This window comes from Peribacillus sp. YIM B13477 (assembly GCF_042787955.1).
Taxonomy (GTDB): domain Bacteria; phylum Bacillota; class Bacilli; order Bacillales; family DSM-1321; genus Peribacillus; species Peribacillus frigoritolerans.
In genome coordinates this window covers 783,972-809,010 of sequence record NZ_JBHZPD010000002.1, presented here as the reverse complement: position 1 = coordinate 809,010, position 25,039 = coordinate 783,972, and the positions used below count along the sequence as shown (strand labels likewise).

At 38.8% G+C, this 25,039-nt stretch carries 25 protein-coding genes and 1 pseudogene; 20 read left to right on the top strand and 6 right to left on the bottom strand.

The window, feature by feature from the left end; genetic code table 11:
• The first annotated feature begins 18 nt into the window (after nt 1–18).
• The 4 genes and pseudogenes from ACFX4H_RS10630 to ACFX4H_RS10615 all read left to right on the top strand — a co-directional run.
• Nucleotides 19–444, top strand: a complete 426-nt coding sequence (locus ACFX4H_RS10630) for a protein-tyrosine phosphatase family protein (RefSeq protein ID WP_377435155.1) — start codon at nt 19–21, stop codon at nt 442–444.
• Between the two features lie 21 nt (nt 445–465).
• Nucleotides 466–741 carry an iron-sulfur cluster assembly accessory protein gene (locus tag ACFX4H_RS10625; protein ID WP_377435154.1) on the top strand — a complete coding sequence of 92 codons (276 nt, stop codon included), beginning with the start codon at nt 466–468 and terminating at the stop codon, nt 739–741.
• A 353-nt stretch (nt 742–1,094) separates the two neighbouring features.
• Nucleotides 1,095–1,268 carry a helix-turn-helix domain-containing protein gene (locus tag ACFX4H_RS10620; protein ID WP_156319572.1) on the top strand — a complete coding sequence of 58 codons (174 nt, stop codon included), beginning with the start codon at nt 1,095–1,097 and terminating at the stop codon, nt 1,266–1,268.
• 84 nt (nt 1,269–1,352) lie between these two features.
• Nucleotides 1,353–1,612, top strand: a pseudogene (locus ACFX4H_RS10615) (IS3 family transposase); the annotation flags it as partial.
• Between the two features lie 57 nt (nt 1,613–1,669).
• Here ACFX4H_RS10615 and ACFX4H_RS10610 read toward each other — a convergent pair.
• On the bottom strand, nt 1,670–2,446 hold the full coding sequence (locus ACFX4H_RS10610) for a SurA N-terminal domain-containing protein (RefSeq protein WP_034315033.1): 777 nt from the start codon (nt 2,444–2,446) through the stop codon (nt 1,670–1,672).
• A gap of 387 nt (nt 2,447–2,833) precedes the next feature.
• Here ACFX4H_RS10610 and ACFX4H_RS10605 point away from each other — a divergent pair, with 387 nt between their 5' ends.
• From ACFX4H_RS10605 to ACFX4H_RS10595, 3 genes are all read left to right on the top strand, one after another.
• On the top strand, nt 2,834–3,016 hold the full coding sequence (locus ACFX4H_RS10605; protein ID WP_377435152.1) for a hypothetical protein: 183 nt from the start codon (nt 2,834–2,836) through the stop codon (nt 3,014–3,016).
• A 133-nt stretch (nt 3,017–3,149) separates the two neighbouring features.
• Nucleotides 3,150–3,281, top strand: a complete 132-nt coding sequence (locus ACFX4H_RS10600) for a hypothetical protein (RefSeq protein WP_377435150.1) — start codon at nt 3,150–3,152, stop codon at nt 3,279–3,281.
• Nucleotides 3,227–3,514, top strand: coding sequence for an HD-GYP domain-containing protein (locus ACFX4H_RS10595; RefSeq protein WP_328138509.1), 288 nt, complete (start codon nt 3,227–3,229; stop codon nt 3,512–3,514). Before ACFX4H_RS10600 ends, ACFX4H_RS10595 begins: the two co-directional genes overlap by 55 nt.
• A gap of 137 nt (nt 3,515–3,651) precedes the next feature.
• Here the strand turns inward: ACFX4H_RS10595 and ACFX4H_RS10590 are convergent, their stop codons facing one another.
• The 3 genes from ACFX4H_RS10590 to ACFX4H_RS10580 are packed head-to-tail and all read right to left on the bottom strand — an operon-like array spanning nt 3,652 to nt 6,188.
• Nucleotides 3,652–4,206, bottom strand: a complete 555-nt coding sequence (locus ACFX4H_RS10590) for a TVP38/TMEM64 family protein (protein WP_323602128.1) — start codon at nt 4,204–4,206, stop codon at nt 3,652–3,654.
• A 1-nt stretch (nt 4,207) separates the two neighbouring features.
• Nucleotides 4,208–4,885, bottom strand: a complete 678-nt coding sequence (locus tag ACFX4H_RS10585) for a response regulator transcription factor (protein WP_377435149.1) — start codon at nt 4,883–4,885, stop codon at nt 4,208–4,210.
• On the bottom strand, nt 4,863–6,188 hold the full coding sequence (locus tag ACFX4H_RS10580) for a HAMP domain-containing sensor histidine kinase (RefSeq protein WP_377435147.1): 1,326 nt from the start codon (nt 6,186–6,188) through the stop codon (nt 4,863–4,865). The genes ACFX4H_RS10585 and ACFX4H_RS10580 overlap by 23 nt, the downstream gene beginning before the upstream one ends.
• 1,023 nt (nt 6,189–7,211) lie before the next feature.
• Here ACFX4H_RS10580 and chrS point away from each other — a divergent pair.
• Nucleotides 7,212–7,688 carry a chromate efflux transcriptional regulator ChrS gene (gene chrS, locus ACFX4H_RS10575; protein WP_034315019.1) on the top strand — a complete coding sequence of 159 codons (477 nt, stop codon included), beginning with the start codon at nt 7,212–7,214 and terminating at the stop codon, nt 7,686–7,688.
• A 34-nt stretch (nt 7,689–7,722) separates the two neighbouring features.
• Here chrS and chrA read toward each other — a convergent pair whose 3' ends face one another.
• Together chrA and chrB are read right to left on the bottom strand one after the other, a co-directional pair.
• A complete protein-coding gene (gene chrA, locus ACFX4H_RS10570; RefSeq protein ID WP_034315016.1) occupies nt 7,723–8,274 on the bottom strand; it encodes a chromate efflux transporter ChrA in 552 nt (183 codons plus the stop codon).
• Nucleotides 8,274–8,861 carry a chromate efflux transporter ChrB gene (gene chrB, locus ACFX4H_RS10565; protein WP_034315014.1) on the bottom strand — a complete coding sequence of 196 codons (588 nt, stop codon included), beginning with the start codon at nt 8,859–8,861 and terminating at the stop codon, nt 8,274–8,276. The genes chrA and chrB overlap by 1 nt, the downstream gene beginning before the upstream one ends.
• A gap of 673 nt (nt 8,862–9,534) precedes the next feature.
• Here chrB and ACFX4H_RS10560 point away from each other — a divergent pair.
• From ACFX4H_RS10560 to ACFX4H_RS10505, 12 genes are all read left to right on the top strand, one after another.
• Nucleotides 9,535–10,521 (top strand): alpha/beta hydrolase, encoded by a 987-nt coding sequence (locus tag ACFX4H_RS10560; RefSeq protein WP_377435302.1) that lies wholly within the window; start codon nt 9,535–9,537, stop codon nt 10,519–10,521.
• Nucleotides 10,522–10,597: 76 nt separating this feature from the next.
• Entirely contained in the window at nt 10,598–12,373 is a 1,776-nt protein-coding gene (locus tag ACFX4H_RS10555) for a nitrilase-related carbon-nitrogen hydrolase (RefSeq protein WP_377435145.1), read from the top strand.
• Nucleotides 12,374–12,501: 128 nt separating this feature from the next.
• A complete protein-coding gene (locus tag ACFX4H_RS10550; RefSeq protein ID WP_377435143.1) occupies nt 12,502–14,607 on the top strand; it encodes an ATP-binding protein in 2,106 nt (701 codons plus the stop codon).
• Entirely contained in the window at nt 14,604–16,019 is a 1,416-nt protein-coding gene (locus ACFX4H_RS10545) for a sigma-54-dependent transcriptional regulator (protein WP_377435141.1), read from the top strand. The genes ACFX4H_RS10550 and ACFX4H_RS10545 overlap by 4 nt, the downstream gene beginning before the upstream one ends.
• Before the next feature lie 174 nt (nt 16,020–16,193).
• Complete coding sequence (locus ACFX4H_RS10540; protein WP_377435140.1) at nt 16,194–17,072, top strand: DUF6282 family protein; 879 nt, start codon at nt 16,194–16,196, stop codon at nt 17,070–17,072.
• Nucleotides 17,073–17,090: 18 nt separating this feature from the next.
• Nucleotides 17,091–18,494: an FAD-binding oxidoreductase gene (locus ACFX4H_RS10535; protein WP_377435138.1), complete on the top strand. Its 1,404-nt coding sequence runs from the start codon at nt 17,091–17,093 to the stop codon at nt 18,492–18,494.
• Nucleotides 18,491–19,852: a (Fe-S)-binding protein gene (locus tag ACFX4H_RS10530; RefSeq protein ID WP_377435136.1), complete on the top strand. Its 1,362-nt coding sequence runs from the start codon at nt 18,491–18,493 to the stop codon at nt 19,850–19,852. Before ACFX4H_RS10535 ends, ACFX4H_RS10530 begins: the two co-directional genes overlap by 4 nt.
• A gap of 187 nt (nt 19,853–20,039) precedes the next feature.
• Nucleotides 20,040–20,693, top strand: a complete 654-nt coding sequence (locus tag ACFX4H_RS10525; protein ID WP_459564513.1) for an ABC transporter permease — start codon at nt 20,040–20,042, stop codon at nt 20,691–20,693.
• Nucleotides 20,694–20,708: 15 nt separating this feature from the next.
• The gene (locus ACFX4H_RS10520) at nt 20,709–21,713 is read left to right on the top strand and encodes an ABC transporter ATP-binding protein (RefSeq protein ID WP_377435134.1); all 1,005 of its coding nucleotides are present in this window, start codon (nt 20,709–20,711) and stop codon (nt 21,711–21,713) included.
• A gap of 12 nt (nt 21,714–21,725) precedes the next feature.
• Entirely contained in the window at nt 21,726–22,466 is a 741-nt protein-coding gene (locus ACFX4H_RS10515) for an ABC transporter permease (protein ID WP_377435133.1), read from the top strand.
• A gap of 21 nt (nt 22,467–22,487) precedes the next feature.
• Nucleotides 22,488–23,408 carry a glycine betaine ABC transporter substrate-binding protein gene (locus ACFX4H_RS10510; protein ID WP_377435131.1) on the top strand — a complete coding sequence of 307 codons (921 nt, stop codon included), beginning with the start codon at nt 22,488–22,490 and terminating at the stop codon, nt 23,406–23,408.
• A 1-nt stretch (nt 23,409) separates the two neighbouring features.
• Nucleotides 23,410–24,732, top strand: a complete 1,323-nt coding sequence (locus ACFX4H_RS10505) for an MmgE/PrpD family protein (RefSeq protein ID WP_377435130.1) — start codon at nt 23,410–23,412, stop codon at nt 24,730–24,732.
• Nucleotides 24,733–25,039 lie beyond the last annotated feature (307 nt).

Genomic DNA, 25,039 nt, shown 5'->3' with positions numbered 1-25,039 from the left:
AATTGGAGGATGGATATAATGACAACAAAGACTTATCATGAATTAATTAAAGATTGCATTTACATCGGTGGAGCAGATGATGTGAAAGACATGATGGAAAATGAGAAAGCCGATATTATTTTCGACTTGCGTGCAGAAGCGCCTGAAGATACGGAGTATAACCGCATGCATAGTCCAATTGTCGATGATGCTGAACACCAAGATGAATCCATTAAAAAGTCGATCGCTCATGTCGTAAAAGCATATAATGAAGGAAAGAAAGTGTATTTTCATTGTGCTGGAGGAAGCAATCGTACGGGAACTGTTGCCGTTGGAACCTTGTTGACTTTGGGTAAGGCAAAGTCCATCGAAGAAGCAGAGGAAATAGCTAAGTCCGCACGTCCTAAAATTAAGGTGAAACCAGAAATGAAGGATGCGTTAAAAAGAATATTTCCTAATGCATAAAAGAAAAGGGGAAGAATTAATATGAAGATAACAGATGGTGCAAAAGAATTACTTGAAAACTATTTAAATGAAAAAGGTGCAGGAGGAATTCGTCTTACTTCTGTTGCTGGTTGTTGTGGACCGCAATTTACCATATCTTTAGAGGAACCGCAGGAATCTGACATTATTAAAACTATTAATGGAATCAAAGTGGCTATCGATTCACAGATTACCGGAACTGAGGAGTTAACTTTAGACAAAGAAGAAAATCAAGAGGGTGCAGGATTGGTATTGGTGGGCGGTAGCAGTTGTTGTTAAGAAATTGCGCGGCTGGTTATAATCCCGCAAATACCAGAATGACCTTAAAACGGTTAATGCGTTTAGTAGGCCGACCAAGATTATAATGAAAGAGCAGCCAATTTTAAACTGCACCCCAATTGTTAGACAACATCTAACAATTGGAGGTGCAGTTTTTTTGACTAAATATACGATAGATGAAAAATCAAATGCAGTTTTAAAGTACTTATAAGTGGAAAAACCCATTAAATCCATTGCTCAAGAAAGAAATGAAGGTTTATCCTCTCTGAAAAGATGGGTCTCATAGGGTGGAAGGACTTTTTTGAACCTATACCAATTACACTCTGCCCTTTAAACTATAGGTACTTAAATATATGAACGAATATGGGGCATCAATCAACGAGACCGCTGTCCATTATAACCTCCCTTCCGATTCTACATCTTTGAATTGGGCAAATCGGTTTAAGGAAGGAGGTTTAGATGCTCTTAAACCAGAGAAAAAGGGATGTCTATCCATGAAAAAAGATATAAAAAAAATCGCCAGCTAATGTCTTTCAGGAAGCATTTCTTGACGAATTAGAAAACTTACGTGCAGAGAATGCCTATCTAAAAAAGTTGAATGCCTGACATTACAGATGAAACGATACTCGCATTATTTGAAAGAACATAACGTTACACAAAGCATGTCCCGCAAAGGAAATTGTCTCGATAATGGGGTCATTGAAAACTTCTTTGGAATCCGAATTACTCTATCTTCAAGAATTTGAAAGCATGGAGCATTTCGAACAAGAACTAGAAGAATATATCCATTACTAAAATCATCAACGAATCAAGGTAACATTAAAAGGCATGACCTGGAAGATTACCGGGTCATGCCCTCAAGGCTGCCTAAGTAAATAAAGTGTCTAACTTTTGGGGTTTACTTCAAAATCGGCAGCTCTTTTCATCATTAAATCTTAATATCGACTTTAGCATTTTTCTGAAGTTCTTCGACATGCTTCACAAGCTTTTCTTGTTTCTTTTGCTGCTCTAGTTGTTCCTTGATTTGCGGCTTCATTTCTTCGAGTTTCTGTACCTTCTGTCCGCTTGTTTTAGCTTGCTCCGCAACCTGGTCGTAATACTTTTGGATTTCTTCATCAGTTGCTTCTTCTACTTTAATCTCTTTTTCAACGTACTTCGTATATGGGATGTTCTCTGCGATCTGGGCATTCAGCATTTCCGAATTCAGACCTGCTTGCTTCAATGCCGCCTTGAATTTCTCTTCACTCTCATATTGCTTCTTGATTTCGGCAAGTTGCTTTTCGATTTCAGCCTTGGAAGCTGTGTAGCCCTTTTTATCAGCTGCTTGAAGCAGCAATGTTTGCCCCACTAAAGAGTTGAGCGTTTGCTCTTTAATTTGTTTGGCGCCCTCCTTGGATGTTGGGTCTTGTCCGAATTGCTGCATCTGCATTTGTGTGGTGGACAACACGGTATTATATTCCGCACCTGAAATTTTTTCGTCATTGACGATGGCTACCGTTTTCTTTTCATCCACCTTTTGCTTGTCCAGCTTCTTCTTCATTTCTTCCATCTGTTTTTGCTGTTCCTCAGTTGCTTTAGCCGTTTCTTTCTCAGTTGTTTTAGTCTCTTTCTCGTCATTTTTCTTATCAGCTTCATCGTTCGAACCACAAGCCGTTAGAACAACTGCCAATAATCCAATGATGATTGGGTACAATAGTTTCTTCATATTTCAGTCTCCTCTCGTATTCAATGCTAAAAAATCATCTAATGCGCATTATAAAGGAATTTCCCATTAAAACACAATAAATTCATTCTTTTTTCCAGAAAACAGGAAGATAGTATAGGCATCATCTCATTATATAAGTGTAACATTCGCGGAAATGAACCCATTTACCCTTCGTCATGCAATATGCTTAAAGGAATGCGAAGGCTGATCCTGTTACAGTCAGAAACTAATCCATCTCTTACTCACAAAACGATGCTTAGTAACCATTGTATATAAAACTTGTATGGTATTATATACCTTATCATCCGGATATAGTTCATTTAACCTATCTTTCAAATCGTGAACGGAGTGAGCCGTGACAATGAGAATAGTGACTAAGAGACAGAGTTGGAAATCCAGCAGATTACTGGAGGTATAGATTTTGAAAGGGAAATCAAGGCTGCCATGCGAATTGGCAGGGTATTCCAGGGACAGCATCATTGGGTTCAAAGTGAAGCGCATTTATTGAGGGTTCAAAACCTGACCGAGCAGCTTGTTATCGTTCATAATCGAAGATGCCAGCTGAACTAAAAAGCTATATGAATCATATCGTCCATTCAAGTGTTGTGCATGATATCGGGAAAGCGGAGATTCCTGAGGGGATTTTATAAAACCTGGCCCATTATCCCCATATGAACGAAAAATCACCGAGATGCATCCGTTAATGGAATCCGATATTTTGAATAAGATTTCAAGGGAAATAAACAATGATGTGATCAGCAGCCTGGAAGTAGCTGAAACATCATCCTCCATCATCATGAAAAATGGGATGGAACGGGATATCCCCACCGTTTGAAAGGGGAGGAACTCCATTTGGAAGCTCGAATCGTAGCCATTGTGGATGTGTTTGATGCATTAACCAGCAGAAGGCCGTATAAAGATTCCTGGTCAGTGGAGCGGGCATTATCTTTCATAAACGAACAAAAAGGAAAGCATTTCGACCCCATCGTGATGTCTTTCTTTTGCCATTTTGATGAAAAGGCGGCGCAGAAAAAAGGCTGCGATACCGTTCGCAGCACAGGGATATAGTAAATTGCGAACTCGTCGCCTTCTGGATCTGGTCGTTAACCCTTGGAGATAAAGGGTTAACGATTCTTGAAAAAAATAAGGAGTTTGTAAAATGGTAAATGAATCGATTCAATTTACCAAAAAAATAGTGAAGCTCTTTACTCCCTTTCTTTTTTCTTATTTCTATTAAGATAATAAACGACTGAGATTACGAGAATCAACAGTATCAAAACAATCCTTAAATCGTCCGATGCCTTCAATACCTGTGTTACCGAATATGCCTCGACAAGGAGGGCGGGCAGTTTTCCGATGGATGTCGCGAGGAAGAAAATCATCATTCCCGTCCTGCTTAAAGCTGCTGTAAGGTTGATTGCGCCGGATGGTATAAAGGGAAGGAGCCTAAGCATCAGGATCACCCAAAATGCATGAAACCCTTGTGACTTTTGCAGCTTCTTGACCCACCGGTTCTTCATGAACTTGGGTTTGAATGTTTGAAAGCCCTTTCGATATAACCAAAAGCTGACCACTGCACCGGCAATTTCCCCTATGTAAGAAAGGATCAATCCCTTTTCAAATCCAAATACGCTGATATTGGCGGCTGTGATGAATACACTTGGAATAAAACCAAGCACGCTGATCAATATATTGAATACTAAACTTACAGCAATGGAGAAAGGGCCGCTGGATAGTAATGCCTCAGAAATGAAATCCATATCAATCCCCAGAACTCCATTTATACCCGATGCCCCAGACCGTTTTCAAATGTTGATCTGCTGGAAAACCGGCATGACGCAATTTCTCTCTAATATTTCGAATATGGGAATCGATTGTCCGATCTTCGGTATCCGTTTTAAATCCCCATATGGTCGAAAGCAGGTGGTCTCTGGAATACACTTGGTCTGGGGATTTTAAAAACAAGCACAGCAGTGAGAACTCTTTCGGTGTAAATGGAATTGTTTTGGTATCATATTGTGCTTCATAAGCGGATTCATTTAATTTTAGCCCCCTAAAGGTCAAAGAATCATCCTGATTATACACCCGCCGCGTCACTGCTTCGATTCTGGCAAGTAAAACATCTTCATGAAAGGGTTTCGTAATATAATCATCTGCACCCTTTTTCAACCCTTTCACCATTTCTTGTGCAGCATCCCGAGCGGTGAGCATGATTATGGGAATGCTGGAAAATGCACGGATCCTTTCGCACGTTTCCCACCCATCCATCTCAGGCATCATTACATCAAGAAGTACTATGTCCGCATGTTCATGCGCCAAGAACTGTAAGGCTTCAAGTCCAGATTTCATCTTCAGGCATGTATATCCGTGAGGTTTAATGTATAGCTCCAATAGATCAAGCATTCTCTGTTCATCATCAACCAGAACTACTGTCTTCATTTGTTATCTCCTTAAATGTGATAGTGAAGCACGTTCCTTGCTCCAAGTTGCTTTTAACCGAAATGGTTCCACCTTGTATCTCCACTAATTGCTTGACGATGGAGAGCCCCAATCCGAAACCGCCGGTATCTCTGGCGCGTGATTTCTCGACACGATATAAACGATCAAAGATATGGGGGACATCTTCAGGTGGAATGCCAACCCCTTGATCGATTATGGAGATGGAAATCCAGCCATTGCATTCAGTGGCATTGATGGTGGTGACTGTATATTCGTTCGAGTACTTCAACGCATTATCCAACAGGTTAAGAATGACTTGCTCAAACCGTGAGGGATCTATATCTATAAATAAATCATCCTTGCATTCCAGATTCAATTGAATTCTTTCATTTGCAAAAGCCGGTAACACTTTTTCATGAATGTTTTGCAGGAATGAAGAGAGCTGAACGATTTCTTTTGATATGGTGAATGTATTTACATCCATTCTAGCCATATTGAATAGTTCGTCCAATAATTTGTTTAATCGTTCGGATTCATCATGGATGATCTCTAAGTATCTTGTTCGTTCTGATGCATCCAAATCTTTCCGGCGGGTTATATCAGCGTATCCCTTGATATAAGTTAGCGGCGTGCGCAGTTCATGGGAGATACTTGCCAAAAATTCATTGCGTTCCTTCTTTAAATAGTTCAATTCATTAGCCAAGCTTTGAATGGATTGGGCAAGCTCCCCGAGTTCATCATGAGATCGTACCGGCACAGCCACTGAAAAATTCCCTTTGCTGAGTTTGGTTGTCGCTTCCTTCATCGAAATAAGCGGTCTAGTCAAAGCCTTTGATAGAAAATAGATGGTGATAAGCATGAATAAAAGGAGCAATGCAGTCGCAAAAAGGAAATGCCTATTCAATTGTGCGATTAAATCCTCAACATCTCTAGTATCTTTGAACATATAAACATAGCCTTTACTTTCTTTATCACTGATAAATGGCGTAACGGTGGCTATATATCTTTCATCCTTCCAACTTGATTGGAGGACCATACCTTTTCGGGGTACTTGCGGGATCTTTTTTGCCAAGATTTTGTTCATTCCCCCATTTACCTTTGCGGAAGATATCAGAATATCTCCTCTAGTGTTCGTAATCACGACATCTGTATCGGTATGGTATTCCATCAGTCCGATATGCTTAAGGGTAGAGTCGGAATACGTGATTTCCAACACATCACGATGACTATTGCCACGGGCCTTCAGTGATTCCAATTCTTGATTGATACGGGAATGGATCACTTTATTATGCAAGTAAATCATGGAGACTGTTTCCATTAAAAAAATGCAAATAAATATAGATAGTCCGAGTTTAAAGGAGATTTTCAGGATTATTCACCTTCTTATAGAATAAAGTCAGTTTAGCGAAAAAGTATGAAGAAAGTATGCAGTTTTTTTCAAATTCTTCGCATCTATTAAACAACGATAATCCGAATGATGAATTGTTGCAAGAGAGACAATCCGTTTAATGGGCCAAAACTGTCACTTTTTTAAGTCCTGTGCAGGGGGGAATCAGGTTGTATTTATCCATTCCTCTAAAAACGTATACGTAGGATTGCTATGCGGCAACCGTGGAAAAACATAATTTTCCACGCGGAAATCATTAAACATAACACTTTTCGAAGTTGTTACTGATTATTCATATAGAACTTATTTTAATTACACCTCTAACGAATGGAAACTGCCGTGAAAATGGACCGTTTCTTTATTTAGTTTATACAAAATGTTTTGTGTTAAGGAAACATTTTGTCGTGAATGAATACTATGTAAAAAAGGAGCTGATCCATATGAATTGTACAAACCGTACGCAGAAAAAAATAATGGCATATTCCGCATTATTCAAAAAAATGGGCATTATCAATGATGAGGAATACAAAAATATCGCAAAGACCTTTCAATCAAAGGGTTGAGGAAGTGCCCCTTGGATATGCATAAACTTTTATCCTGCAGTATACGGTCTGTAAAACCCCCGCCTTTCAATCTTAGAAAAGGAGGGGGACTGCAGACTATTAGGATATCAAGGAAGTGTGGGCGATGTTGTCAATTTGTCGGGCTCTAAGTCTATCGATCTTTTTGGCGGCTGCACCCAGCTGGTTGAATTGATGCACCTTAAGTTTGAAAACTACATAAACGATGGACATTTCTTGGCAAGTAGGAGGGAGTTCATTGAAAAGGGATACTAAAAAATTTCTTTCTTCGTTATAAGAAGTGAGTAGGAAGATTGTTGTGATCCGATGGTGTTCTCTGCGATAATGGAGTAAAGAAATTGAAAAGGAGTTACGTAAGATGGCGGAGGACTTTAAGATTCCCAGCTTGAAAGTTGATGAGATCGATAAGAAAATCATATCGGTTTTACATGAAGATGCACGAATTTCATATACCGACTTAGCGAAGAAAGTGGAGCTTTCCAGAGTTGCGGTTCAGATGAGAATTAATCATCTAGTTGAAAACGGTGTGATCGAGAGGTTCACTGCGGTCATAAATCCAGCTAAGGTCGGCATCCATGTTTCGGCATTCTTTAACGTGGAGGTTGAGCCAAAATATCTAGAATCGGTCGCGCAGCAATTAGAAAGTGAACCGGCTGTTACGAGTTTATATCATATGACCGGTCCGAGTAAACTCCATATGCACGGAATCTTTACTGATAATCAAGAGATGGAACGCTTTCTTAATGAGAAACTGTATGCGGTCGTCGGTGTTGTCAGCGTTGATTGCCAAATTCTCATTAAACGTTATAAAAGCCGGATGGGCATGAAGCTTTAATAAAAAAATCCCCCTATACAGGCGGATTTTTTATTTATGTGAGCGGGATGATAAAGCCGCCATACGCAAAGGCAAGAATGATTACGAATGCAGGGTGGATCTTGAATTTACCTAAAGCCAAGAAGGCCAATCCAGCGATGAAGATTGAATGGATGTAGCCGATGGACCCGACCGCGTCCGCGGCCATATTCCAGGTGAGCAATAACATCATGATCGCGATCACTGGCTGTACAAGTAGTGACATGCCTTTTACGATAGGCGATTGCTTGTATTTTCGCAGGATCTTTAATAGATATATCAAAGCCACAGCTGAGGGGATGATCGTGCCTGCCAATGCAGCTAGAAATCCTGGCCAGCCATATACATCATATCCGACATATGCGGCTATTTTCGTGGCGATGGGTCCAGGGAGTGAATTTCCTAACGCGAGCATTTGTGAGAACTCGGTATTATCAAGCCAGCCATAACGGGTGACGATTTGATCATACATAAGCGGAATCGAAGCTGGACCTCCGCCGTAACCAAGAATATTGGCAATGAAAAACGCTAGAAAAACAGCAACTCCTATTGGGATAATAATACCCATTAAGCGGATTCCTCCTTCCTATCAGTCTTTTTATTTTTCAATCTATCCTTTAATTTATAATGAAACGCCCCATATAAAAGAAACATCATAATGACGATACCCGGATGCAGGGAAATGACCTGCAGAAGCAAAAAGGAAATCGCAAAAAAGGTGATTCCGAGCACCTTTCCTAACCCTTTTACCGCCTTTTCGCCAAACTCATAAGCCATTTGACCAAGCATGACAGCGACAACCGGCATGACAGCAGCGATCATATTACTGATCATTGCCGAATTACTTAGAACATTAATGAACGCAATCAAGAAAACCATTGCAATGCATGAAGGTAATACGTGAGCCGCCACACTTACGATGGCTCCCGGCCAGCCTTTTAATTTATAACCAAGATATGCTGCCATCTTCGTGGCAATCGGTCCAGGGAGTGTATTGGCAATCGCCAATGTGTCCCCGAATTCATCATCGTCAAGCCAGTGATAACGGGAAACTGCTTCGTGGCGGATGAGCGGGATGACAGACGGCCCGCCGCCGAATCCTAATATCCCCGTTCTCATCATTCCAATCGTCAATTCCGTATATGGATTTTTCAAAAACGACCCCTCCTTTGTTATAAAATTCAGCATTCATTTCCAAGATTATGAATTAATGATAACAAAAATTCTTTCGAAATGTACATAAAATTATAATGATTATTACGTAATGAACGAATAATTGGTATTTTTAAATAAAATAGGCTTATAAAAGTGATGAAAAACAACTTTTTGTTTTGGGGAATGAAATTTGGATTACGTAAGAAAAACATACAAGTTATAATACAACCATCTTTTTTTTGAAAAATCAAATAATTAAAAGGAGTAGATTTATGACCCAATCGATAATTGGTTGTAAGCCCACACTATTTAGCATCGGTTGCAGGTGAAGTAAAGTACGGCAAAGATTTCAGGGAAAACGGGAGAATAAAATACATCCAAAATATAGGAATCAGACTCTTCTAGAATGAGTACCTAAAAAAAGTCAGTTCTGAGGCAAATGGATCTCACCAATTGAACAAACCAAAAAGTAACAGTACTTTTGATTTTTCAATTTCATTGTCCTCTTCAACTATAGAATGTATATACTCCCTTTACTCTAATTGTCATAAAATTAATTTTCCATGTAAAAAAAATTTAACGCATTTTCGATTTTAATAGATTTTTACTATGACTATTTTTAGATTTCCCTTTTATTTACTACAATTCCTGATTCCAATGTCCAAGTTCAAAACTGGCACGCTGCTTGCAATATCTAAACATGAAAGCTTTTAAAACAGTATTGGAGGTAATGGAAATGATAGAGCGTCACATTGAATTTTATAGTGAAGGTTACAAATTAGACGGCACGGTATATCTTCCAGACGATTATAAAAAGGGAGAAAAAAGACCAGTGATCATTCCGAACTCTGGATATCAAGGATTTAATGAATTTTATCCAAAGTTATTTGCACGAAATTTAACAGCGGCAGGTTATGTCTGCTTAGGATTCGATTATCGGAGCTTTGCGAAAAGTGAAGGGGAAGAAGGTCGAGTTATTTTGGATGAGCAGGTAGAAGATATTCAAAATGCGATAACATTTCTCTCCCTCCAAGAAGAAGTAGATTCAGATAGAATAGGATTGATAGGTTGGGGTATGGGTGGTTCGAATGTTGTCCGTGTGACTGCAAGAGACAACCGGGTCAAGGCAGTGGCAGCACTGAATGGTTTTTATAATGGCCAAAGATGGTTACGCTCCATTCATTCCTATGTTGAATGGAATGAAATCTTAAAGACAGTTAAAAAAGATCGAGAACAACGAGTATTAACTGGGAAGTCGCAACTTGCCAATACGTTTATTCATTATCCACTTGATCCGGAAACAGCGGATTATGTTGAAAAGGAATTGGCCATTCTATCCCCATTTGGTAAGCAAACAGTGTTGCAGTTTACAGATTCAATAATAAGCATGAACGCAGAAGAAGAAGTGAAAAATGTAACTGTGCCACTTTTCATTGCTCATGGGAAAGATAACTTATTACATCCACTGGATGAGGCAAATGGGCTGTACGAAGCAGCAAATGAACCCAAGGAACTTTATATAATAAATGGTAAGCATAATGATTTCATGTATCATGAGCATGAAGTTTTCCAAGATTTGAATGAGCAGCTAAAAGCATTCTTTAATGGAATTCTAACGAAAAAGGAAGAAGATAGTAAAGTCACCCAATTGCAAAGGTGAATTAGATAATAGCTTGGCAGGTGGCAAATTATTTGTCATCTGTCTTTTCATATAATTTATCAAAAGGAGCAACTTTATGGGAATTAAGCATCCTTTCAAAACAGCCGTTATTGAATTTAATCCACAATTAAATCAATTGGACAACAATATGGATAATTTGCTGGAAGCGGTAACAGAGGCAGCAAAAAATGGAGCAAAATTAATTGTCACTCCGGAAATGGCTACAACAGGCTATCATTATGAGAATCGTCAGTCTATCCTGCCATTTACAGATACCATCCCTGGTAAAACGACCAAACGTTTTGAAGAAGTCGCAAAATTATACGATACACATATTGTCATAGGAATGGCGGAAGTGGATGTAGAGGACGGACTTTGCTATAATTCCGCTGCGCTTGTGGGTCCTACGGGATATATCGGAAAATACAGGAAAGTTCATCAATGGGCAACAGAAGATAACTGGGCTCATTGGGGGGACTTAGGTATACCAGTTTACGAAACGTCTATTGGGAGGATTGCAATAATTATTTGTATGGATTCAAGCTATTTTGAATCAGCCAGGATCGTTGCAGTGAAGGGAGCTGATATTCTTTGCTTTCCGACGAATTCAACAGGTGGATCGCTTTCGATGCTGCAGGCATGGGCTGAAATGAACGGTCTGTATGTCATAGGTGCGAATCGTTCAAATACAGAAACCAATTATCATATGGTCGGTGCAAGTGCCGTTTGGTCGCCTTTAGGTAGGAAACTTGCTGAAACTCCATACGTGGAAGAAAGTCAAGCAAGAGATGAGACCGTCATTTTATATGCCGATATTGACCCTGCATTATTTGAGAATCCTGCAAAGAAAAGAATGGAAAAACGAAAGCCAGACCTTTACTCTGATCTAATGTTGCATGTCGGACCATGGGAGTATAAAAAATCGCTAAACACATTAGAGCAAATTAGTACGGAGAATTATGAAAAAAAGATTTCTACTGCTTTATTGCAGTATGAACCGGTTATAGGAGATAAAAAAGAAAATCTAAAGAAAATAAAAAGGCTCTTAGCGGATGCTGCCGTAAAAGCAAAAGAACAAAAGAGCGAATTATCACTAGTTATTTGCCCAGAGCTTTCTTTAACAGGTCCTGTTAATTCACTTAGTCCTGAGGAAATCCGGAAACTCAGTGAACCCATACATGGGGTAACTGTAAGAGATATGAGAAGGCTCTCAGCTGAATATCAAATTAATATTATATTTGGTATGATAGAGAGAGAAGAGAATCACCTTTATAATACAGTTGTTCTACTGACGCCAGAGGATGATATAGTAACTAAAGCCCGTAAAATTCATTTGTCAGAATCGGACGAACGCTGGGCCTCTGGAGGTTGGGAAATTGTTGTTGCAAATGTAACAGATATTGGTCGTGTGGGCCTAATAGTCGGTTCTGATGCTACATTTCCTGAGGTAGCCGGCATTATTGCCGTAAAGCGTGCTGATGTTATTATTATCCCCTCATGCTGGCATGGTGAATTTGGAGAAATATTGGCACTTCCTGAGAAAATCATGGAGAATAAGTTTCCGTTTAATTCAATGACGACTTGGGATGCCACTGCAAGATTTTCGCAAACGAAAACACTCATTGCAAATTTTATTGGTACTGATATGGGTTTTAAAGGTGGGAGTGCTCTTTATACGCCTGATCCAATCTATGGAAGTGATATGCCTGTAGTTGCCTCTTCTCAAAATGAAGAAGTATTGATAGTGGTTAATTCTAAAATGGAACAAGATCGGTGGTTTGATCAACATAAGCTTTTACTATCAAGAAGGACTATCTTTTACAGGCCGTTGGTAAAAAAAATAAAAATGTAAACGCTTCAAATTCGAATTTGATAATTGTAACTCATTAAAAGTGGGAGTAAATATGAAACAAACATATAAAGTACTTTGATTACATGTGTAAAGTATTGTTTCATTTCTCCCATATCGAGGTTTTGTAAATGAAAGTATTTCAATCAAAGCTAATGAAACGTTATGTAACTATTGTTTTAGTTGTCATTCTATTTGTACTGGCCTCGCTTTATATGATTGCTGTAAATGTAATAAATGGATCTGTTCGGTCTCAAATGGAGCATCGAGATGAACTTATAGCAAAAACCCTAGGGAACCAAATTGAAAATATATTCGAAAATTCAGTTTCTGATATGCGCCAGATATCACCCATTGTTAAAAATTTTGATAATGATGCAGAGAATGCTTATCGAGTAGAAATGGAAACAATCCTGTCACACGATCCACTGTACCTGTTTATTGAAGTATATAAAGAAGATCAGTTGGCCCTCCGTCTTCCGGATGTTCCCTTTTCTTATTTTGTAGAAAATGGTTCTATTATAAAAAGACTTTCCTGGAGTCAGACAAGCTATATTTCAAATATGATTGAACTTCCGGACGGGCGGAAGACCATTGCAATTGCCTATCCATTCATTAATGAACAGGGAGAATTTAAGGGGAGTGTAGTCGCTTATTTGAATCTACACGTTTTATCAGATCACCTTCAAAGGTTTGCAATAGGAAAAGAAGGAGTGAATGCGATGATTGACCGCAATGGAACAATTATCGCACATACCGAACAAAGTTATATTGGCAAATCCATTCAGAGTCATGAAGTTGGAATTCATCTTCAAAAAGAAGATTTTGATATATGGAATGGAGAGATTTTCAGCAAAGAAATGGTCATTGCCTATCGCCCCATTCTTTTGGGAGATATTAGTCTGATTGTGGGAGAACCGATTAAACAAGCACTAATTCCAGCTAGATTGGTGAAATTTTTACTATTCCAAGGTTTTTCTATCGTTTTTATTATAGCAATAGGACTTGCTATGTTCAGTGCATCAAGGGTGATTCGCCCTGTCACGACGCTTATTAGGCATGTGCAAGAATATAAAGAAGGTAAGCGAAATGCATTTGTTAAAATGAAAACAAATGATGAAATAGAGGATCTATCGATTGTTTTATCAGAAATGGCTACGGAATTGAGGGAAAAGGAAAGAAGTATGTTTTATATCCTAGAGTCCATTCCATATTGTGTTATTACTACAGACAAAGATGGTAGAATCATGACCTTTAATAAAGGCGCTGAAGATTTAATGCTATATAGACGCGAAGAAGTATTAAATCAGCTTATTTTTAATTTGCCGATAAAACATGATATACAAGAGTTTGTTCTGTTTAAAACGTTTAATGCAGGGAAGTCTTTTGAAGAAGTCGAAAGCTATATTATTGATAAAGAAAAGGGGTTCCATGATGTTCGTATTTATGCCTCTCTACTTAAAGGGGAACAAGGTGAGTACATCGGCTCCATTCTTGTCATTCGTGATGTAAGTGATGTTAAAAAGCTTGAAGAATACTTAAAACAAAGTGAACGGCTGGCATCACTGGGTGAGTTGACTGCTGGGATAGCCCATGAAATAAAAAATCCTTTAAGTATTATTCAGGTTGCAGCTGAAACGATTCGACTTCAAATTGAAGATGAATTTGAAGAAAATGAAGTTATTGATGAATTGACAGGAGATATTTTAACAGCATCTGATCGCATGAACAGACTATTAACGGATTTTCTGAAGCTTACCAAAGATGATGAATATAACAAGCATGTTCTAACGGATTTGGTTGTTATTACAAATGAATTGCTAAATTTATTAAGAAGAAAATTTAATGATGCAAACATAATGGTCACAACCGAATACAATTTTAGTAAAGCCCCAGTTTTAGGGGACCGGCATAAATTGACTCAATTGCTTTTGAATATTTTTTTGAACAGTATACAAGCGATAAAAGATGAGGGCAATATTCATATTTCGCTTAATGAGAAAGGGGCATATTGGAAACTTTCAATTTCGGATACGGGAGAAGGCATTAAAGAAGATAAACTAAATTGGGTTTTCAATCCATTTTATTCCACGAAACCTGAGGGGACTGGTCTAGGGTTATCTATTGCCCACGAAATAATAGCTCAACACGGTGGGGAAATCTGGGCGGAAAGCGTAGACTCTCAAGGTACCACAATACATATTGAGATACTAAAATATGAGGAGAATTCAATATGAAGAGCATTCTGTTTGTGGATGATGAAATTAGACTTTTACGCGTTCTATCACTGTCATTTCGAAAGAAGGGATATGACGTAATTCTAGCAGCAAATGGACAAGAAGCACGAAGAAGAATGAAAGAGGACGATCCCAATCTTATTTTTCTGGATTTGAACCTTCCTGATGCAAATGGTTTGGAACTCTTAGAGGAGTTCATTGCACTTTATCCTCAAAAAGTGTTCGTCATTATGACAGCTTATGGCGATATAGAAAGTGCTGTATCCGCAATAAGGGCAGGAGCATTTGATTATTTAGTAAAACCAGCAAAACTAGAAGAAATAGAGCTTGTGATTAATAGGGCATATACACTACTTGAAGTTAAACAAGAGAACATCCAATTGAAAAATCAGTTAAACAAGCTTGAATCGTTAGAGGGCTTTATTAGTATAAGCAAACAAATGAAACAGATTTATGAATTAATTGGACGTGTCTCAGCCACAGATGCAACGGTTCTTCTTCATGGAGAAAGCGGAACAGGAAAAAGCATGATCGCCAAAATGATCCATAGCTTAAGTGATCGAAACCAAAGTCATTTTATTTCTGTAAACTGTGCAGCTATCCCTGAAAATTTATTGGAAAGTGAGCTTTTCGGTTATGAAAAAGGTGCTTTTACCGGAGCTGCAGCCAGTCGAGCGGGAAAATTTGAAGCTGCCCAAAACGGTACTATTTTTTTGGATGAAATTGGTGAGGTGCCACTTACGCTTCAAGCTAAGCTTCTTCAAATCGTTCAGGAGAAATCATTTATGCGTCTGGGAAGCAATCAATTAAAACAAGTGGACGTTCGAATTATTTCTGCAACAAATCGTAATTTGAAACAAATGGTACAAGAAGGAACTTTCCGCGAAGATTTGTATTACCGCTTGAATATTATAGATATACATATTCCTTCACTTCGAGAAAGAAAAGAAGATATTACCCTTTTGGTTGGGGAATTTTTGGAGAGGCACCGTAAAAAAATGAAGAAAAATTATCGTGTATCACCTCAGCTTATGAATATTTTGACAGCTTATGAATGGCCAGGTAATGTTCGGGAGCTTCAAAATGCTGTAGAGCGAGCAGTTGTTTTGTGTAAGGAGGAAGATTTGTCGTTACAAGATTTCCCTTGCGAAATTAAGGGATCTATTGAACTGAGTTCAGAGTTACCGACCATCGTTTCTTTTAATAAGAAGAGAACGCTTCCTGAACAAATGGAAGACATTGAGCGACAATTTATTTTGTCTGCAGTTGAGGAGAACAATGGCCAAATTGCAGCAGCAGCTAGAGAACTAGGTATTTCAAGGCAGCGGCTATTTTACAAGATAAATAAATATCATGAACAAATGAATAAGTCATCTGAAGAAATTAAGCAAAAAAAAGAAGAGTTTTATTAATTCTTCTTTTTTTTGTTCAATATTTGTAATTTTCACTTTTTTGTAAAAGGATTTTTTCAAAGAGAAAAATTTTTTTACAAAAAAAAGAAGATTTTTTTAAAAAACCTATATTATTGCGTGGCATAGTTCTTGCATTCATTTCTATTAAAGGAATAAATTCAAAAAAGGAGTGGCATGATGGGTTTTCATCCTTTATTAGAAGGTGCTATTGAGTTGCATTGCCATACGTATCCCAGTATTTTCCCAAGAAAGCAAACTGATTGGGAATTTATAGAAGACCTAAAAAAGGCTAAAATGGCGGGGGCCGTGTTAAAGGCACATGAGGCATCAACTGTAGACCGCACTACATTAATACGCTTAAAAGAGCCTGATCTTCATGTTTACGGTGGACTTGTGTTAAATGAATTTACAGGTGGCTTATCACCCAAAGCTGTTGATGCTGCAATTAGGCAGGGTGCCAAAATAATTTGGATGCCTACTATTTCAGCAAATCAGCATTGTTGTAATTTTGCCAAGAAGAAAACCCGTTTTTTCAATAGTGAACGGAGCCTTCCCATTGAAGACGGTTTAACCATTTTAAATGAGAATAAACAGTTAAAACCTGAAGTCATTGAAATTCTGGAACTTATTAGTGAGGCAGATATAACCCTTGCAACAGGTCATTTATCGGAAGAAGAAGTGGCTGTTTTAATTGATGCAGCCAAAGAACGTCATATCGATAAAATTCTAATTCAGCATGCAGATCTAGGCATTGCCCCTGTCTCAATTGAAATGCAAAAAGAGTTTGCCAAAAAAGGCGCTATCATCGAGAAATGCTATTTAGCCTGTGGTGAGGACTTTCAAGACTTAACGGTAGCTCAAATGGCTAAGTCTATACGTGAAATCGGGCCAATGTCCTGTGTGCTTGTAACTGATTATGGCCAAGAACACAATATTCCGCCAATAGAAGCATTAAGTCGTTTTGTCGGTGAATTGATTGAAGAAGGTATAACGGAAACCGAGATTGAAAGGATGATTGTTCATAATCCAAAGCAGCTTTTAGATATTGAATAGTGAAGGTGGTGGCGTGTGATGGAAGAGCAACTGATTAGACTTATATATACCATCGTTCCAAAAGATAGGGTACTGACGGATTTAGCAGAGCTATATTCTTACAGTTTTGATGCTTCATTCGGTGAATACTTGCCGGAAATCGTTGTTCAACCAAAAAATAAAGAAGAAGTGGCAGACTTAGTCAAGCTAGCGAACGAATTTAAAATTCCTGTTTACCCAAGAGGGGCAGCTACCTCTTTAAGCGGAGGTTCCCTTGCTGTTGAAGGGGGCATGATTCTAGATATGTCACAATTTGAGAAAAAACTTGTTATTGACCGTGAAAATTTACTGGCAATCGCCTCACCAAGTGTAATTACAGGTGACATACAACAAAAGGCAGAAGAGGTGGGCTTATTTTATCCTCCCGATCCAAGCAGCTCCCATGTCTCAACAATTGGAGGAAACTTGCTGGAAAATTCAAGTGGTCCAAAAGGCTTAAAATATGGTACTACGAAGGAGTATGTGATTGGTTTGGAAGTTGTTACGCCAACCGGGGAAATTATTCGGACGGGGGGGCGAACGGTTAAAAATGTGACAGGCTACGATTTAACAAGACTCATAGTTGGATCGGAAGGCACACTGGGAATTGTAACAGAAACCATCTTACGTCTTATTCCAAAACCGATTGCAAGAAAAACTCTTTTAGCTTCATTTGTACGAATTGCTGATTCGGGGCACGCCATAACAAAAATATTATCAAATGGTATTTTACCATGTGCGATGGAATTAATGGATAATGCATGTATTCGTGCGGTTGAAAATTACTCACCAGCAGGTTTGCCAATTGAGGCGGAAGCGATTGTCATCATTGAAGTAGACGGTCATCCGGCGGCAATCGATGCAGAAATAAAAAAGTGTGAAGATATTTGTCTCTTACAAGGCGCAACAAATGTCAAAGTGGCAAAAACAGATGCTGAACGTGATGAGATATGGAAAGCGCGTAAAATGGTCTCTCCAGCTATTACACAAATGGGACCAACGAAAATTTCTGAAGATGCGACAGTACCAAGAAGTCAAATTCCCGCGATGATTGAAAAGCTTTATCAAATTCGTAAGAAATATCAGCTGAACTTAGTAGTTTTTGGTCACGCGGGGGACGGTAATCTCCATCCCAATATTATTACCGACAAGAGAAATATAGAAGAAATGAAACGTGTCGAGGATGCAGTCAGTGAAATTTTTGAAGCTGCTATAGAACTTGGCGGGACGCTTTCAGGGGAACATGGGATTGGGCTATTAAAATCTCCATATATGGAATTGGAGCTTGGACCTGATGGTCTGCTCATGATGAAAAAAATTAAAGATGCATGGGATCCAAATTTTATATTAAACCCAGGAAAAATATTTCCACAGCCTGGAAAGTTAAAGGTGGAACTAACATGAATGAAGCTCCTCTTGAAAAGGAACTAGCGCTTACAGATAAGTTTACCCAAAAATTGCATGATCTTTCATATGAGGCAACCAATCAATGTGTGCAGTGCGGATACTGTCTCCCTGCTTGTCCAACCTATGAATCTATGGGGAAGGAATCGCAATCACCTCGCGGACGAATTAACCTGGTCAAAATGGCGGCAGAGGGAAAAATCGATCTTCAAAAAGATCTAGCTGAACCAATTGACCTTTGTCTCGGTTGCAGAGCTTGTGAAGTAGCGTGTCCGGTTAATGTACCATATGGACAAATTTATGAGGCAGCCAAAGAAGTCATTACTGAAAATCAAAAGCACGAACATCATAAAAAGCAAAATAGTAAACCGAAGATTCAAACAAAAGCGGTCAAGTTTACGTTGACAAATTTATTTCCGCACCGAAAGCGTCTTCGTACATTAGGCAACCTAACCTGGCTGTATCAAAAAACGAATTTAAATAAAGTGGTGCAAAAAACAAAAATGATTAATAAAGTGTCGGAGTCCATGGCACAGTTTGAAAAGGTCTTGCCGGAGCTAGAAGCCCCCTATAAACGTTATAAATACGGTCAAAAATTTCCTGCAAAAGGTGAGACTAAAGCAGTAATTGCCTTCTTCCCGGGGTGCATCATGGACGCTATCATGTATAAGATTAATAGACTTACAATTGAACTGCTCCGGGTAATTGGCTGTGAAGTGATTATTCCGAAAAATCAAAATTGTTGCGGTGCACTTCATTCCCATCAAGGCTTTAAAGAAGAGGCAGTAAAACTTGCAAAAGCAAATATAGAAGCATTTGAAGCGTCCGGTGCTGATTATTATGTCAATAACGCAGGAGGCTGCGGAGCGATGCTTAGTGAGTATAATCACCTTTTGGGCCAAGAATCAGAATGGAAAAAGCGCAGTGAAGCATTTGTAGTGAAATCAAAAGATATTACCGAAATTCTGGTGAAGTTTGGCCCTCTCCCATTTAAAAAAGAATGGAATGGTATTATAACGTATCAAGATTCTTGCCATTTGAGAAATGTCCAGGGAGTATTTCAAGAACCTAGGCAACTTCTTAGGTCTATACCAGGTGCAAGTTATTTGGAGATGGAGGGTAGTGACCGTTGCTGTGCTTCTGGCGGTATTTATAATTTAATCAATTTTGATGAATCGATGAAAATATTAGATGAAAAAATGCGTAAAGCTGGAGAAACCAAAGCTAAAACAATCGTTACAACTAATCCGGGGTGCCTGATCCAAATGAAACTAGGTGTAGAGAGAAGCGGAACTAGAGGTGATGTGGATGCTAAACACATTGTAGAAATATTAGCGGATGCTTGTTTAATTAAGTAGGCAAACGCTTATGGAAGTGACACTAGACCGTAGTATTTCTATATATATAAAGATTGACACATGTTGAAAATAACATTTTTTTACAACTTAATTAAAAAGTGCCTGAAATAAGGCTTTTAATGTGGCCTAATACTTGTATAACTATAAGTCAGCAGCTCGTCATTAAAATTAAAGGAGGGAGAACGAAGTGGAACTATTAGACTTTATCGGTTCGAACTGGGGGGACCTTTTAGCAATGACATGGGAACACATCCAATTAGTTGGATTAGCGGTTGGGGTAGCCATCTTACTCGGTGTTCCATTTGGAGTTTATATTTCACAGCACGATAAGTTGTCTAACCTTGTACTGACAGTCACAGGTATTATTATGACGATACCAAGTATTGCACTGTTCGGTATCATGATTCCGATTTTATCTATTATTAATCAGGGAATTGGTTTTTTACCAGCGTTTATCGCCTTGGTCTTATACTCGCAGCTTCCAATAATCCGTAATACATTCATCGCTGTTAAAAATGTGGATCCCAATATGCGTGACGCGGCTATAGGAATGGGAATGACAACATGGCAGCGTCTTCTAAAAGTTGAAATCCCAATTGCCCTTCCAGTCATTATGGCAGGAATTAGAATGGCCGTTGTGTTAACGATTGGAATTGGGGCCATTGCAGCCTATATCGGTGCGGGTGGACTTGGTGTATATATCGCAAGAGGGATATCCACAAGTTACACAGAGATGGTTCAAGCTGGAGCCGTTGCTGTTTCAATATTAGCGATCGCGGCTGACTATTTACTAGGTCAGGTACAAAAACGGGTTTCGCCCAAAAAAGTTCATATAGGATAGGGAAGGGGATGTCTTATGATTACATTTAAAAATGTTTCGAAGGTATATAAAAGCTCTGGCAAATCGGTGAAAGCAGTGGATAATGTAAATATGACAATAGAAAAAGGCGAGATTTGTGTATTCCTTGGCCCCTCAGGTTGTGGGAAAACAACACTTTTACGAATGGTTAATCGTCTGGTATCGATTACAGATGGGACTATTGAAGTCGGAGGCAAAGATATTTACTCATTGGACCCAATCGAATTAAGACGCTCAATCGGCTATGTGATTCAACAAAATGGTTTGTTTCCGAATATGACGATTGAAGAAAACATTAATGTGGTTCCAAAGATGTTGAATTGGAACGAAGGGGAAATGAAAAAACGTTACAAAGAATTAATGGAAATGATGGGATTGAACCATGAGGAATACCGAAAGCGTTATCCCTGGGAACTATCCGGAGGACAGCAACAGCGTATTGGAGTGGCAAGAGCGCTGGCGGCAGACCCGCCCGTCATGTTGATGGATGAACCATTTGGAGCACTTGATCCGGTTATTCGTGATAAGTTACAAAATGAATTTTTACGAATTCAAAAAGATGTAAAGAAAACAATCTTGTTTATTAGTCACGATATCGATGAGGCTTTGTGCCTTGGGGATAAAATCGCTATATTTAACGATGGCCAAATCATGCAATATGGAAAACCGGATGAGATTTTGTCTAATCCCCAAAATGATTTCGTGAAGAATTTCATTGGGAATGATCGTGAAATTAAACGGTTACAGCTATTAACGGTTAGGGATCTATTAAATAAAGCGAAAAAGGTGAATCGTAAAATGAATATGAAAATTGAATCTAGCGAATATGTCGTTAATATTGATACAGATCTTCGAACAGCACTTTCTCTATTATTATCATCCCCAAAAGGGGAAGCCGTGATTATGGATCATAAAGGACAGCCAAGCGGAGTACTAGGTATTGGTGACTTTGAAGTTTTGACAGGTGTACACCCTTCGAAGTTAAAGTCAAAAGTTCAATAAGGAGGGGTTTTGATGAAGGAAATTAACAAGATAGAAATAATGATTCGCGCGTTGTTAGTGTTAATTATTGTTGCCCTACTCGTTTATACTTTCCAATCAGGTGCGTTTCAATATATAAAAGAAAACTCTGGTGAACTTCTATACTTAGCCGGACAGCACATGAAATTGGTGGCGCTTTCATCGGTGGCAGCCATTCTTGTGGCTGTGCCGCTGGGGGTTTTTATTACGAGACCTCAGTTTAGAAAATTTGAATTTATAGTAGTGAATTTTGCGAATATCGGGCAAACGGTCCCGAGTATAGCAATTTTAGCACTTGTAATGAGTTATTTAGGTTTAGGGTGGCAAACAGCGGTATTTGCGTTGTGGTTCAGCTCACTTCTCCCAATTTTACGTAATACAATCGCTGGAATTCAATCGGTTCCTCCATCAATTATTGATGCTGGAAAAGGAATGGGGATGACGCAAAAGCTCATTCTTTTCAAGCTTGAACTCCCGAATGCGTCATATGCGATTCTTGCTGGCATTCGTACCGCAACAGTTATTAATGTTGGATCAGCTGCACTTGCCTTCTTAATTGGAGGAGGTGGGTTAGGTGACCTTATATTTACCGGAATTTCACTTTACGATCCAGGCATTATGCTCGCAGGTGCCATTCCTGTAATCTTTTTGGCCGTTGCAATTGATTTTCTATTAGGGAAAGTTGAAGAAGTCACTACTCCGAAAGGATTACAAAGAAAAGCTGATTTTATATAAGACAATAAAGGGGGATGTAAAATGAAAAAGTTTAGCCTATTATTTTGTGTCGCGCTTCTTGCCTGTATGCTTACAGCATGCAGTTCTTCGGAGTCCAATGCCGGTTCAAATGCAAGTAAAGGGAAAATAACGGTAGGCGGAAAAGATTTTACTGAACAGCACATTTTAACGCAAATTACTTCTATTTATTTAAAAGAAAAAGGATATAAAGTCGATGAAGCAAGTAGTATGGGGAGCACAGTGGCCCGGTCCGCGCTTGAAAATGGCCAGCTCGATTTGTACTGGGAATATACGGGTACGGCATTAATGGTCTATTTAAAGGAACCTGTTGAAACTGATCCAGATAAGGCATATGAAAAAGTAAAAGAACTGGACAGAAAGAATGGACTTGAATGGTTAAATAAATCCGAGTTTAATAACACATATGCTATTTTAATGCGGGAAGATTATGCAAAAGAATTAGGAATCAAATCAATATCCGATCTTGCAGATTTTATAAAGAAAAATTCTAGTAAATTAAAATTTGGATCAAACTCTGAGTTCTATGCACGAAAAGATGGAATGAAAGGTTTAGAGAAAAAATATAATTTCTCTTTACCAGCTAAAAATGTCGTCAAAATGGATACAGGACTTCTATATAATTCTTTAAAAGAAGGCCAGGTTGATGTAGCAGTTGGTTTTGCTACAGATGGTCGCATTAAAGGGTTTAAACTTCTTGTGTTGGAAGATGATAGTAAGTTTTTTCCAGCATATAATGGAGCACCTGTCATTCGTCAAGAAGTATTAGAGGAGTATCCAGAATTAGGAGATCTTCTTAATGAACTGTCAGAACATTTAGATGCAGATACAATGAAGGATTTAAATTATCGTGTTGATATTAAACATGAAGATATTAATGAAGTTGCTAAAACATGGCTGGTTGAACAGGGAATGCTAGATTGAGATGAAAGCAAATAACTCACTTATCACCTACATAGAATCTGAGTCGATAAAATGTTTGGACGGAGGCACATTTACTTCACTCAAAGAAGCTCTAGCAGACATTATCGCTTGTACTATTGCAGGTCGAAATACGAATGCAGCAGAGATTTCAAAAGAATTTGCTGTATCGCAGTGGGGGACGGGAAACAGTTCGCTCATACTGTACCGTGAAAGATTAACGACTGCCGGGGCAGCTTTTGTCAATGCGACAATGGCAAATGCCCTAGATTTAGATGATGGCCATCGCCTCACAAAAGGGCATCCCGGCGCGGTTGTTTTTCCCGCGGTACTCGCCGTTGCAGAAGAAAATAATATAAGCGGAGAAGAGTTTTTGACGGCACTCCTTATAGGCTATGAAGTGGGTATCCGTGCTGGAATTGCAGCACACCTGAGCCGGCCAGATTATCATTGCACAGGCTCTTGGGGAGCAGTTGGTGCTGCAGCTGGTGTTTCGTACATTTTAGGACTAAAAGGGAATACGATTGGGAACGCACTGGGCAATGCAGAATACTTTGGTGCTTATTCTCCAATGATGCGCTGCATCGAACACCCGTCTATGTTAAAAGATGGAATTAATTGGGGATGTATGGCCGGGGTTAGTGCAGCTCATTTAGCAAAAGCTGGCTATACAGGTATTCCATCATTATTTACACAAAAAGAAGCAGAAGGGCTTACACACGATTTAGGAAAAAACTATCGTGTAAATGAACTGTATTATAAGCCGTATGCATGCTGCCGGTGGGCACAGCCAGCTATTGAGGCAATTAGGGAAATACAAACTAAAAATATACTAATATCCACAAATATTAATAAAATAGTAATTCATACATTTACAGAATCGGCAGCATTATCGAAAGGTTATCCAGAAACTACAGAGGAAGCACAGTACAATCTGTTTTTTCCTGTTGCAGCATTTATTTCTTACGGTGAAGTGGGTCCAAAACAAATACTAGACCATCTGGATGATCCAAAAATTTTGAGCATTATGGACAAGATTTCAGTGGTAATCGATCAACAACTTAACGAAGCATTCCCTGAAAAAGCATTAGGTATGGTTAAAATATTAATGCAGGATGGATGCAATTATCAATCAGAAATTATGCAAGCTCGTGGAGATTATAATTACCCCTTAAAGGCTGAAGAAAAAAAAGACAAGTTTTTCAGGCTGACCACGCCATTTCTAGGAAAAGAACCTGCGCAGAGGTTATCAGAAACCATTCAAAACCTTGAACATATGAAAAGTATCCGGGAGCTTATGATTGCTATAGAGGCATCGGCAACATAAAAAAAATATGAACACCTAATTGCACTGGTAAGTAGTACTGTTCTTTAACTATAAGAGGTAGAATTTTAGGTACTTGTTGTAGCTGCCTGTGTAGTGATTCCGATCTCTAAAAACCGGAGCTGAAAATTACAAATGTATATGGGGAAATGAGCGTCTGTTCTTAAGAAAACTAATAATCATTTCTTGACTTTTTATTGCACTTGTACCCAGAGACTTTGGTTGTTTTCGTTCAATAGGTTAATAAAATGATGGAAAAATGTATGAATTCCTTCTCAAGGCTCCACAGAGGAGAATACTGCCGGGCCTG

Excerpts from the sequence above, each read along its gene's own strand:
- ACFX4H_RS10625 (WP_377435154.1), top strand. The coding sequence starts at position 466 with ATGAAGATAACAGATGGTGCAAAAGAATTACTTGAAAACTATTTAAAT.
- ACFX4H_RS10545 (WP_377435141.1), top strand. The coding sequence starts at position 14,604 with ATGAAGAGCATTCTGTTTGTGGATGATGAAATTAGACTTTTACGCGTT.
- ACFX4H_RS10590 (WP_323602128.1), bottom strand. The coding sequence starts at position 4,206 with ATGGATTTCATTTCTGAGGCATTACTATCCAGCGGCCCTTTCTCCATT.
- ACFX4H_RS10540 (WP_377435140.1), top strand. The coding sequence starts at position 16,194 with ATGATGGGTTTTCATCCTTTATTAGAAGGTGCTATTGAGTTGCATTGC.
- ACFX4H_RS10550 (WP_377435143.1), top strand. The coding sequence starts at position 12,502 with ATGAAAGTATTTCAATCAAAGCTAATGAAACGTTATGTAACTATTGTT.
- ACFX4H_RS10580 (WP_377435147.1), bottom strand. The coding sequence starts at position 6,188 with ATGATTTACTTGCATAATAAAGTGATCCATTCCCGTATCAATCAAGAA.
- ACFX4H_RS10505 (WP_377435130.1), top strand. The coding sequence starts at position 23,410 with ATGAAAGCAAATAACTCACTTATCACCTACATAGAATCTGAGTCGATA.
- ACFX4H_RS10630 (WP_377435155.1), top strand. The coding sequence starts at position 19 with ATGACAACAAAGACTTATCATGAATTAATTAAAGATTGCATTTACATC.
- ACFX4H_RS10620 (WP_156319572.1), top strand. The coding sequence starts at position 1,095 with ATGAACGAATATGGGGCATCAATCAACGAGACCGCTGTCCATTATAAC.
- ACFX4H_RS10510 (WP_377435131.1), top strand. The coding sequence starts at position 22,488 with ATGAAAAAGTTTAGCCTATTATTTTGTGTCGCGCTTCTTGCCTGTATG.
- ACFX4H_RS10530 (WP_377435136.1), top strand. The coding sequence starts at position 18,491 with ATGAATGAAGCTCCTCTTGAAAAGGAACTAGCGCTTACAGATAAGTTT.
- chrS (WP_034315019.1), top strand. The coding sequence starts at position 7,212 with ATGGCGGAGGACTTTAAGATTCCCAGCTTGAAAGTTGATGAGATCGAT.
- ACFX4H_RS10585 (WP_377435149.1), bottom strand. The coding sequence starts at position 4,885 with ATGAAGACAGTAGTTCTGGTTGATGATGAACAGAGAATGCTTGATCTA.
- chrA (WP_034315016.1), bottom strand. The coding sequence starts at position 8,274 with ATGGGTATTATTATCCCAATAGGAGTTGCTGTTTTTCTAGCGTTTTTC.
- ACFX4H_RS10520 (WP_377435134.1), top strand. The coding sequence starts at position 20,709 with ATGATTACATTTAAAAATGTTTCGAAGGTATATAAAAGCTCTGGCAAA.
- ACFX4H_RS10600 (WP_377435150.1), top strand. The coding sequence starts at position 3,150 with ATGGAATCCGATATTTTGAATAAGATTTCAAGGGAAATAAACAATGAT.
- ACFX4H_RS10515 (WP_377435133.1), top strand. The coding sequence starts at position 21,726 with ATGAAGGAAATTAACAAGATAGAAATAATGATTCGCGCGTTGTTAGTG.
- ACFX4H_RS10535 (WP_377435138.1), top strand. The coding sequence starts at position 17,091 with ATGGAAGAGCAACTGATTAGACTTATATATACCATCGTTCCAAAAGAT.
- ACFX4H_RS10555 (WP_377435145.1), top strand. The coding sequence starts at position 10,598 with ATGGGAATTAAGCATCCTTTCAAAACAGCCGTTATTGAATTTAATCCA.
- ACFX4H_RS10610 (WP_034315033.1), bottom strand. The coding sequence starts at position 2,446 with ATGAAGAAACTATTGTACCCAATCATCATTGGATTATTGGCAGTTGTT.